Annotated in this window: 11 protein-coding genes and 1 pseudogene; 7 read left to right on the plus strand and 5 right to left on the minus strand. The window is 69.0% G+C overall.

Features of this window, described 5'->3' with window-relative positions; all coding sequences use genetic code 11:
- From ACPXCS_RS37135 to ACPXCS_RS37145, 3 genes are all read left to right on the plus strand, one after another.
- Nucleotides 1-390: a hypothetical protein gene (locus ACPXCS_RS37135; RefSeq protein WP_425971198.1), complete on the plus strand. Its 390-nt coding sequence runs from the start codon at nucleotides 1-3 to the stop codon at nucleotides 388-390.
- 154 nt (nucleotides 391-544) lie between these two features.
- The gene (locus ACPXCS_RS37140; protein WP_425971212.1) at nucleotides 545-850 is read left to right on the plus strand and encodes a DUF6247 family protein; all 306 of its coding nucleotides are present in this window, start codon (nucleotides 545-547) and stop codon (nucleotides 848-850) included.
- Nucleotides 847-1,107 carry a hypothetical protein gene (locus ACPXCS_RS37145; protein WP_161367573.1) on the plus strand — a complete coding sequence of 87 codons (261 nt, stop codon included), beginning with the start codon at nucleotides 847-849 and terminating at the stop codon, nucleotides 1,105-1,107. Before ACPXCS_RS37140 ends, ACPXCS_RS37145 begins: the two co-directional genes overlap by 4 nt.
- A 107-nt stretch (nucleotides 1,108-1,214) precedes the next feature.
- On the opposite strand, the gene ACPXCS_RS37150 is transcribed toward ACPXCS_RS37145, so the two are convergent.
- Nucleotides 1,215-2,204 carry a PIN domain-containing protein gene (locus ACPXCS_RS37150; protein ID WP_425971200.1) on the minus strand — a complete coding sequence of 330 codons (990 nt, stop codon included), beginning with the start codon at nucleotides 2,202-2,204 and terminating at the stop codon, nucleotides 1,215-1,217.
- 397 nt (nucleotides 2,205-2,601) lie between these two features.
- Here ACPXCS_RS37150 and ACPXCS_RS37155 point away from each other — a divergent pair.
- From ACPXCS_RS37155 to ACPXCS_RS37165, 3 genes and pseudogenes are all read left to right on the plus strand, one after another.
- Nucleotides 2,602-2,754: pseudogene (locus tag ACPXCS_RS37155) on the plus strand (HNH endonuclease); the annotation flags it as partial.
- Between the two features lie 15 nt (nucleotides 2,755-2,769).
- Entirely contained in the window at nucleotides 2,770-4,455 is a 1,686-nt protein-coding gene (locus ACPXCS_RS37160) for a DEAD/DEAH box helicase (RefSeq protein ID WP_425971214.1), read from the plus strand.
- Complete coding sequence (locus ACPXCS_RS37165) at nucleotides 4,452-5,042, plus strand: hypothetical protein (protein ID WP_425971202.1); 591 nt, start codon at nucleotides 4,452-4,454, stop codon at nucleotides 5,040-5,042. Before ACPXCS_RS37160 ends, ACPXCS_RS37165 begins: the two co-directional genes overlap by 4 nt.
- 107 nt (nucleotides 5,043-5,149) lie before the next feature.
- On the opposite strand, the gene ACPXCS_RS37170 is transcribed toward ACPXCS_RS37165, so the two are convergent.
- On the minus strand, nucleotides 5,150-5,656 hold the full coding sequence (locus ACPXCS_RS37170; RefSeq protein ID WP_425971203.1) for a hypothetical protein: 507 nt from the start codon (nucleotides 5,654-5,656) through the stop codon (nucleotides 5,150-5,152).
- A gap of 140 nt (nucleotides 5,657-5,796) precedes the next feature.
- Nucleotides 5,797-6,093: a hypothetical protein gene (locus tag ACPXCS_RS37175; protein ID WP_425971205.1), complete on the minus strand. Its 297-nt coding sequence runs from the start codon at nucleotides 6,091-6,093 to the stop codon at nucleotides 5,797-5,799.
- A 171-nt stretch (nucleotides 6,094-6,264) separates the two neighbouring features.
- Between ACPXCS_RS37175 and ACPXCS_RS37180 the strand changes: the two genes are divergently transcribed.
- Complete coding sequence (locus tag ACPXCS_RS37180; protein ID WP_425971207.1) at nucleotides 6,265-6,741, plus strand: hypothetical protein; 477 nt, start codon at nucleotides 6,265-6,267, stop codon at nucleotides 6,739-6,741.
- Between the two features lie 421 nt (nucleotides 6,742-7,162).
- Here the strand turns inward: ACPXCS_RS37180 and ACPXCS_RS37185 are convergent, their stop codons facing one another.
- Together ACPXCS_RS37185 and ACPXCS_RS37190 are read right to left on the minus strand one after the other, a co-directional pair.
- Nucleotides 7,163-7,579 (minus strand): hypothetical protein, encoded by a 417-nt coding sequence (locus tag ACPXCS_RS37185; RefSeq protein WP_425971209.1) that lies wholly within the window; start codon nucleotides 7,577-7,579, stop codon nucleotides 7,163-7,165.
- Complete coding sequence (locus ACPXCS_RS37190; protein ID WP_366112662.1) at nucleotides 7,573-8,235, minus strand: MarR family transcriptional regulator; 663 nt, start codon at nucleotides 8,233-8,235, stop codon at nucleotides 7,573-7,575. Before ACPXCS_RS37190 ends, ACPXCS_RS37185 begins: the two co-directional genes overlap by 7 nt.
- Between the last annotated feature and the right edge of the window lie 1,069 nt (nucleotides 8,236-9,304).

Raw genomic sequence — 9,304 nt, forward strand, 5'->3', positions numbered from 1 at the left:
GTGACCACCGAAATTCCGCCTATCGACCGCGCCAAGAGCCCACTGACCGCCGTGGACGAAGAGGCCGTGCGCCTGGCCGACGTCCTGGAGGACCACCCGGGCATCAGCGGCGTCACCGACTCCGGCGTTCAGGGCGACATCGTCTTCACCGCGGCCGGGCGCTCCTGGGTGCTCGACTTCCAGGACGGCCCCGACGGCGAGGTGTTCCAGGCCCCGGCCGGCGCCCCGGCCCCGGCCGACGGCCCCGCCGCCGACGTGCTGCGCGACGTCGTCGTCCCCGCGCTCCTGGCCCACCCCGCCTACCGGGCCGCCACCGCCGACGGCGACACCCTCACGGTCCACCTGGACACCGGCCGCCACTACACCCTGGCCCTCAGCCCCGCCGCCTGATCTGGTCGGCACACCACAGGGCGGGCCCCGGCATCGCAACTGCCAGGGCCCGCCCTCGTGCCGCACCTCACCCCCCAGGAGGGATCTGCCCATGACCGCATCCACGGCGATCCGGCGCGCGTACCGTGAGGTGACGACCCGCCGGGAGGACCAGATGAGCGCGCAGCCCGACCACGCACCCGTCACGCCGTACGCCCCCGCGCCCGGGGCGCCGGCCGAACTCCTCGCCCAGCTGCGCGCCGACCGGCGCGCGGACACCTGGGTGCCGGCCTTCGAGCGGGAGTGGGCTGCCGCCCTCGAGGAATCGCGGCGCACGTTCTCCCTCGCGCCGCTGTACGAGGTCCTCCAGGAGTGGCAGGGCCGCCTCGCCTCCGCCTCGGCCGTCGACGCGTTCGTCGCCTCCGGCTACGACGACAGCGACTTCATCGACATGGCAGAACTCCGCGGGCGGCGCCAGTGACCGAGCAGCCGTACGCGGTCCGCTTCTCCGCCCCGGCCGCGAAGGTCCTCGACACCCTGCCCGAACACGTCGAAGACATGGTGTGGGACGTCCTGGACGCCGCTTCGGCCGATCCGTGGGGCTTCCGGCAGTGGAACACCGACGACCCCGAGGGCGAGGACGTCCGGCACGCCTCCGTTGGCCAGCTCTCCCTCACCTACTGGGTGAACCGCCCCCTGCGCCGCCTGTCCGTCCTCACCATCACCTGGCTCGGATAGCCACCGGTGGCAACGACCTGACCCCGGCATCGCAACTGCCGGGGTCAGGTCGTCTCGCATCGTAGCCATCTGCGTCCTGCATGGCCTACCACTGCCGTTCCGCCCCTCTACGCCCAAGGCGAGGCGGTGATCTGCATGTTGTTCCTGCCGAGCTGCCATCGGCCGGGTGCTGCCTGATGGAAGGCGGGGAAGCGGTGCATGAGCCACCCCAGTCCGTCCATCTGCCGGCGGTGCGGTTCCTGAACCGCGGCGGGGAGCGCGGCGAGGATGTCGGTCCGGGTCATTGGCTCGGGCGCGCGGGCGAGCAGGCGAGCGACCTGCGAGAGCACGTCGTCCCCAGCGGTGCCGCGCTGCGCCTGAGCCCAGTCGCGCCCGTGCACCTCGTGCTGGACGAACGGCTCGCCCAGGATCTTGAAGGCCTCCGTGCCGAACCGGGCGAACTTCGCGCGAGTGTCGCTGGAGAACCGGCTGCGGTTGAGGTACGCATAGGAGCCGGCGGCGGCAACCGCCACGGTGGCGGCCACCGGGTGGGCTCGGGCCAGCCGCACGGCTCCGGCCAGACCGTATCCGGCTCCCACGATCGTGCTGGTGCTGCCCTGCATGCCCGCCTCCGCCTTGCCGATCCTCCCCAGCACAGCCCGAATCGCTTCCCAGTTCGGGACGGCGACGCCCTGGCGGATCAGGTCACGGTCGGCGGCCAGCAGGACGACGGGGGCGAGTACGCCGGCGAGCTGGAGGATGCCGACGTCGCTCAGGTCCTCGTGGGCGAGCTTGTGGGCGGCCGCCGTCATGGGCAGCCCGTCCACACAGACGACGTGCAGCAGCGGCACGTACTGCTGCCACCACAGCCGCTCCGCCCGGGCGAGATCGAAGGCGCCGCCCTCGCGCTTGCGGTCGGCCAGCACACGGGGGACTTCCGCCCACACGTAGTGAGGGATGAACCCGCGCAGCGTCCCGTGCCGCATCCCGGCGAGGATCGACGACGGCTGGCCCCGCTTCAGCGCCGCAGTGACGTCCGATGTGAGCACCGAGGTGTCGAAGACTCCGAGCCGGAAGCCGCCACCGGTCAACGGCACGGGATAGGCGCTGCTGTACATGACGGGAGCGTAGGCCTCCAACAGGTCCTTGGTGCACGGGTTCTCCCCGACGGCAGGACTTTCAGGGCGAGGGATGTCAATGGGGTGGTCCATCATCGGTGGATGCCGCAGAAGGAGCTCCTCCCGCCGACCTACCGAGGGCGAAGGTGCTCGCCGCACTGCCCGAGCACGCGGAGCAGATGGCCTGGGGCGTCCTGGGCGCCGCGGCTGGTGAGACGGCCGGCTGCGTCCAGCGACGCCTGCAAAGGCTGACGCACCAAATGTCGTGAGGACGACCCGATTGTCAGACCCCTCTGGCAGGCTTACTGACACGTCGTAACGGCGCTGTTACGAGAGGGGTTTCGCGTTGCCCGAAGACTTCCGTGACTCACGTCGGTCATTCAACTCGAGCGAGCGAGTGGCGCTCTTTCTCGCCTCTGGGGGCAAGTGCGGAGCCTGTGGCTCCCCCCTGTTGCCCGGATGGCACGCCGACCACAAACAGGCGTGGACGCATGGCGGCCCTACCGACGTAGTCAACGGCCAGGCGCTGTGCCCGGCATGCAACCTGAGCAAGGGAGACCGATCCATGGGTTGGACTGGGCCGAGCCTGCGTGGCTGGCAGCGCGAAGCATTGGATGCCTACCTCGGCTCCAACTCGGGCGACTTCTTGACCGTCGCAACGCCCGGCGCCGGCAAGACGACCTTCGCACTCCGTGTGGCCCACGAGCTGCTGACTGCCGGCGTCGTCACGCGCGTGATCGTCGTCGTTCCCACCGAGCATCTCAAGGTCCAGTGGGCTGACAACGCACACAACTGCGGCATCGCCCTCGATCCCTCCACGAAGAACGCGGACGGACTCGAGAACCCCTCCGACTACAAGGGCGCTGTCCTGACCTATGCGCAGGTCGCCTCGACTCCGGATCTCCACCGCCTGGGCTGCGGCCAACGGCCGACCTTGGTCATCCTCGACGAGATTCACCACGCCGGTGATGAGAAGGCATGGGGCGCCGCGGTGCAGACAGCCTTCGGCCCTGCGCGCCGACGACTGGCGATGTCAGGCACACCGTTCCGCTCAGACAACAACCCCATCCCGTTCGTGCAGTACGGCGAAGACGGAAAGTCCCAGGCCGACTACTCCTACGGGTACGGCCGGGCGATCCGCGACGGCGTCTGCCGCCAGGTCGACTTCCACTTCTACGACGGCGAGATGAAGTGGCAGGGCTCGGACCACGTCACGTCCAGCGCGAACCTGTCGGCGGAGCTTCAACGAAGCGATGCGTCGGCCGCCCTTGAGACTGCTCTGGACCCCGGCACCGGCTGGATGCGCAAGCTGCTCGGGCACGCCGACAACGCCCTCCGGCAACTGCGCACCGAAGTCCCCAACGCTGGGGGTCTGGTCATCGCCTATCGAGGCTCGCAGGCACGGGCGTACGCGCAAATGCTCTTTGAGATCACCGGTGAAAGGCCCACCGTCGTCCTCAGCGAGGACGGCCCTGAAGCGAACGCCGGCATCGAAGCCTTCGCCCAGAGCACCGCTCGCTGGCTGGTGGCAGTGCGCATGGTCTCCGAAGGCGTCGACGTACCGCGTCTCGCCGTGGGCGTCTACGCAACCCAGACCAAGACCGAAATGTTCTTCCGCCAGGCCGTAGGCCGGTTCGTGCGCCGAAAGAAGGACGAAGAGCACCCCGCCCTCATCTTCGCCCCGGCGATCGCTCCCCTGCGGGTCCTGGCGGCCCAGGTGGAGAAGGAGATCCAACACGAACTCAAGCTCGAAGAGGAGGAGTTCGAGAAAGAACAGGGAGAGGAGTCCAACGGGCAACAGACCTTCGAGCTGTTCGCCAGGATCCCGATCGCCGCATCCGAGCCGACGTTCGACCGGGCCATCCATGGCGGCGAGGAGTACACACCCGAGGAACACGAGTACGCCCAGCGCATGCTGCAGCAGTACTCCTTCCCCTCCAGCGCCTTGCCCTCCCTGCGCCAGATGGTCAGGGAACAGCTCGGAGTCCCACAAGCACGCGTCACCATTGAGACCTCGGCACCCGCAAAGGACGCCAACGCAGGTACCCCCGCGTTCCGGCTCCGCAAGCTCAAGCGGGACGAAGTGAGCCGCCTCGCACGCCGGGTCAGCATCGTGGGGAAACTTGAGCATGCGGTTGTACAAGGCAAGATCAATGAGGCGATGGGCGTCCGCAAGCGCGCGGATGCCAGTATCAAGCAGCTCGAGACCGGTGCCGCCTTCGCTCACCGGTGGCTGAAGGAGATCACGTGACCGATTCCAGCCCGCTCCGGGCCCGCGGAAGCCTCATCGACGCGCTCTCGTCGACTGTGGACCGGGGCGGGCACGGCCTGAAGCACACCCCGCCCCTTCTGAGTCGTGTGCTGGAAGAAGGGGCCTGGCAGGAGTTCGAGACCGTCCGCGGTGAAGTCGTGCAGCACACGGACTTCGTCGACTTCGTGACGACTCCGCCTCTCAAAGGACTGGGCGCGACAGTCGACCTGGTACGGCGGATGGTCGCTGATGACCCAGCCGCCCTCGACCTGCTCGACCGCGCCCTAGGAGGCGAGAAAACCTCTCGCGATCCCGACCCCCACAACAGTGAAGCAACGCCTCCCAGCACCAAGCAGGCAGCTGCACTACGGCGCCTACAGAAGGACGCGCCAGAACTCCATGCCCGGGTCCTGGCTGGAGAGCTGAGCGCGCACGCAGCCATGGTCCAGGGAGGCTTCCGGGCTCGCACGATCAGCGTGCCGGTGTCCAAGCCAGAGTCAGCAGCGCGCGCACTCAGAAAGAATCTCAAACCGGAGGAACTCGCACATCTCATCAAGCTGCTCAGCGAAGAGGAACCAGCAGAATGACTCTGTCGCTCTGCTACGCCCCGACCCCGGCATTGCAGTTGCCGGGTCGGGGCGTTTCGCATCGTCGACGGCCGTCCAGCGGTAGTCACCCGGGCGGCAACCGGTAGTCACCAGCTGCCGCGGGGCCGTTCGGCACCGAGCTGGACCTCGCGCCGGCACTCCGGGCAGTCCGGCAGGCCCTCCACCCGGCGCGGCCTGTCGCCCTTCACCCAGTAGAACCCGCACAGCGCCGTGTTCGAGTAGAGGTCCACCTGATCGTCCTCGGTGGCGTGCGAGCCGTGGCCCGGCACCATCCAGGTGAACGTCGCCTCCCCGTCGTACGGCGCGCCCTCCGGCCAGTCGTACACCGGCTCGGTCGTGGTGCAGCGCATCCGCAGATCAGGTCCCGTCCAGCGCTTGCCGTACCGGATCTGCGAGCTGGCATCGACGGCGTCCGCGAGGCGCTCGAAGGACAGGTCGTAGTCCCTCATGTGATCCCACGAGCCCGGCTTCTGCTCGCGCATCAGCGAGCGGAACATCAACAGCAGCCGCGCCAGGTCTTGCTGATCGATCCGGACCGTGTGCGTCTCCGGGTCGTAGCCGTACGTCGGGTCGTGAGCGGGCTTCTTCGGCATCGGTCCTCGTTCGCGTTGCTACGGCGGCCAGCCCACCGCAGGGCCTGCGGTGCGGCCGGATGCCCAACGACCCGGGCCCGCCGGAGCCACGCTGACCTCCGCCGTCCGTGCACCGGCCGAACCGCTGCGGGCCTCGCGTCTCAGGCTTGCGGCGGCGTTGCGCCGGGCAGCTCCCCGGAGAAGGCCCACCACTGCTCGATGGTCCACACGGCGACGCTGGAGCGGTCGGTGGACATCCGCAGCCACACCTCCTCGCCGCCGGGCATGAGCGCCACCTCCAGGTGCGCCTCGTCCCACGTGCCCACCGGGTACATCCACTCGATGCCGTCGGGCCACGTCCGCATCGCCACCGTGCGCACGCTCAGCGCCGCGGCGAAGGCGTCCAGCGCCGCCTTGGGTATCCGCACCTCCGCCGGCTCCCGCTCGATCCCCGCCACCCGGCCCCCCTCGCCTCATGCGGCGGACCCGCGCCCGCCGTCGCGGATCAGCGTGACAGACCCGCGCCCCGCACGGTGTCACGCTGTGAGGCTGGCAGGCTCACAGGCCGTTTCCCCAGGTAGACGAGGTGAACTGTGAGCCTGTGAGGCTGTGAGACGGAGCTCGCGCCGGTGCTCCCGCACGCCCTGGTGCAGCCCGCCGCCGCGGCCGCGCTCGACTACGGCCTGTCCCAGCGCGCCCTGATCGCCGTCTCCAGCCGTGCGGACGTCGTCGCGGAGCTGATCACCCGCCGCCTCGCCACGCTCGCCCACAGCGGCCTCCAGGCCCTCGACACCGTCACGGTGCACGCCGTGGTCCGCCAGGCCGTCCGCGACGTCCGCACCGCACCGCCACCGCCGCCCGCCGATCCGCCGGCGGATCCGGCCGTCGCCGCGCTGCGCGCCGTCGTCGACGACCTCGCCGCCAGCACCCACGCGATCGGCGAGCTGATGCTCGAAGTCGCCCCGGCCTACCTCTCCGACATCGAGGCCGCCGACGTCCTGGCGCTGCTGTGTGAGCAGATCGGCGAGCCCCTCGAACACGAGCTCGCTGCGCGCCGCTACGCGATGTCCGGCGACCGCCGCGCCCTGCACGGCACCGTGCTGTAGCCGCTGCTCCTGGTGCTGCTGCCCAGTTGCTGCTCGTGCTCCTGGTGGTCGTCGGATGCAGCAGGGCAGTGTCCGAGGTGCAGCGCAGCATTTGCATGGGCCAGGCGGCACACAGGTGCTGTACGGGTAGCAGCGCGCCCCGGCCCATGCAGCGCGACCAGCGCTGCACGCGCTGCTCATGCCGTGCTGCACCCGGCCGTCAGCTCCTGCTCCGCGGACTCCAGTACGACGGTGGGCCCGCCCCAGTGCTGCATAAGATCGCAGATCTGCGATGTTCCGGGCGGGATCTATGCACGGCTGCTGCATACAGCGCCGGGGTGCGCGCCGCTCGGAACAGACGAATGTGCCCCCGACGCACATTCCTGTGCGCCAGGGGCACATTTCGCGGTCGGATATCACCCGGGGGTGATGACGGGCGGCGTCACCCGGCGGCGCGGACGGCCCGGAGCGGTTGGCTCTGGCGCCTGGGCGGCGCGGTCTCGTACAGCGGAGCGGTGATCTCGGGCAGCTCGCCGGCCTCGATGCGCTCGGACGCGTCCTCGATCGCTTCCTCCAGCTCCTCCTGGGAGGCGTAGGAGGCGACGTAGGGGTGGAGGTAGTAGGTCCGGTACTTGCGGTCCTTGGGGCGTAGTACGAGGTTCCGGCTCTCCAGCAGCGCCATCGCGGTGTTCGCGGAGTTCCGGGACAGGCCCACGCGGGCCCCCAGCTCGGCCTGGGAGGCGTTCACCTCGCCCCCGGGCTCCTGGCGCTCGATGAGGGCGCTCAGCAGCTCCATGGCGGCCTTGGTGAGGTCCAGCCGGTACAGCATTCCGAAACCGGCGCTGGCCTGGATCAGCATGCCTGCCCCTCCTCGTCGACAACTCCATCTTCCCCGTCTTCGGCACCGAGCTCCAGCTGCACGCTGCGCGGCGGCCGCGGGGCATTGAGGGCGGGAAAGACGTCCTCGGGCAGCTTCCCGGTCTTCGGGTCGCGCAGCGCGTCCAAGATCTCGCGCTGAACGTCGCCATTGCCCTCGAACCCGAGCATCGGGTTCACGAAGATCAGCCCGTTGTCGACGCGCTGGATCATGTGCCACTGCTCCAGCCGGCCGATGGCCCGGGTGACGTTCGACCGCTCCACGCCCAGCTTGTCGGCGATCTTCTTGTGCGTGGCGCGCAGCCACCCCTCGCGCTGCCGGCCGATGCACCACAGGAGGACCGCGGACTGGATCGGCGACATGCCGTGCTGCGCAATGAGCACCGCCAGGACGTCCGCGAGGAAGTCGTTGGAGACCACGCTGTATCCGGACCGGCCGTACATGTCGTGGGGCGCGCGGTACGTGTACCGGACACTGACGTCCATCTGCTGCACGGCCCGCTTTCGGGTCGGCGGCTTGATGTCCTTGCCCAGCCTGGAGGACAGGGTCTCGCGGAAGGCGCTGTCACCACCGGGCGGAACGGCAGCGATGCGGCCCTTGCCGCGGCCGGCGGCAGGGCGCTTGGGCTGGGGAGGCATCGACGGGGGTCCTGTCCTCGATCTTGTGGGGTACGCGCCGGACACTAGCAGTTGTTCAAGCTCAGTTGGCAGATTTGTACACGCTGGCGTGGCGCTTTGGTGTCGACGCCGACACAACGGATTCGGGCCGTGTTCCCTGGAAACCCGGCCCCACCAGCAACGTTCCACACTTGTACAAGCTGGGTTGGCAAATACGGGTGTCGCTGTGGCACCACGGACACATTTCCGCAGGTCAATGTGTTGCGGCTGACACATCCCCTTCCGGAAAAGCCCAGGTCAGGGCACGTTTCCGCGAGGCCCCCTCTTTTCCCTAAGACGCACGCGCGCGCGAGCCCGCACCAGGGCCTCGGGTCGTCCCGGCACCCCCCCACCGACGGCACCAACAGGCGGGGCACTCGGGTGCGCGCGCTCCGGGCCCCGGCCCGCGGCCGACACCCGGCACGCGCCGGCCTGCAGCTCCTGCGCACGCAGCCCTCCGTGGCTGAGGCAGCTTCGCGTGCAGCCCGGCGGCTCCCGTGCGGGTCGTGGAGGGCACCATCGGCTCTGAGTCTCGGGTGGTGCCGACCGTGACGCTCAACAGCATGGGAGCGTGGCTCCGGCCGGTGAGCGGTTTCGCTGAATGGCCTCGGGGGCCATTCAGCTCCGGTACCTCCGCACGTCGAATTTCGGCAGTCCCATATCGAGCTTCCGTTCTGTGGCTGGGCTATTCAAGGCCGCGCGATTCTGAATTCATCTGGTGAATATGAGTCAGGGTCAAGGGTGGTGCTCTCAGGACCCAAACGCTACACAGTCAAGGACCATGATGCATCACGCTGTCGATGCATTCGCTCGCTCGGGTGATGCGTCGACGAATTCCGCCCTGTCGTCGCGGGTTCGCGTGTATGCTGGCGGGGTATTGGTGAACGCAAGCGGCCGTTTTCGAGGATGGGGGAGGGGTTCGGGTGGAGTGCAGCGGAGCCCCGTCACTGCGGTAGGGCTGGCACCCCGTCAAGCCGACGGTCCGTCACTCTCGTTGCTGGGGTAGTAGCTGGGATTCCCAAGCCCTACACAGGTCCGCGCGTGATGCACC

Source organism: Streptomyces sp. DT190, from assembly GCF_049846985.1.
Lineage (GTDB): Bacteria > Actinomycetota > Actinomycetes > Streptomycetales > Streptomycetaceae > Streptomyces.

Bases quoted from the DNA above. Each gene is read 5' to 3' on its own strand.
- ACPXCS_RS37150 (WP_425971200.1), bottom strand. From the start codon at position 2,204: ATGTACAGCAGCGCCTATCCCGTGCCGTTGACCGGTGGCGGCTTCCGG.
- ACPXCS_RS37160 (WP_425971214.1), top strand. From the start codon at position 2,770: ATGGGTTGGACTGGGCCGAGCCTGCGTGGCTGGCAGCGCGAAGCATTG.
- ACPXCS_RS37190 (WP_366112662.1), bottom strand. From the start codon at position 8,235: ATGCCTCCCCAGCCCAAGCGCCCTGCCGCCGGCCGCGGCAAGGGCCGC.
- ACPXCS_RS37170 (WP_425971203.1), bottom strand. From the start codon at position 5,656: ATGCCGAAGAAGCCCGCTCACGACCCGACGTACGGCTACGACCCGGAG.
- ACPXCS_RS37140 (WP_425971212.1), top strand. From the start codon at position 545: ATGAGCGCGCAGCCCGACCACGCACCCGTCACGCCGTACGCCCCCGCG.
- ACPXCS_RS37185 (WP_425971209.1), bottom strand. From the start codon at position 7,579: ATGCTGATCCAGGCCAGCGCCGGTTTCGGAATGCTGTACCGGCTGGAC.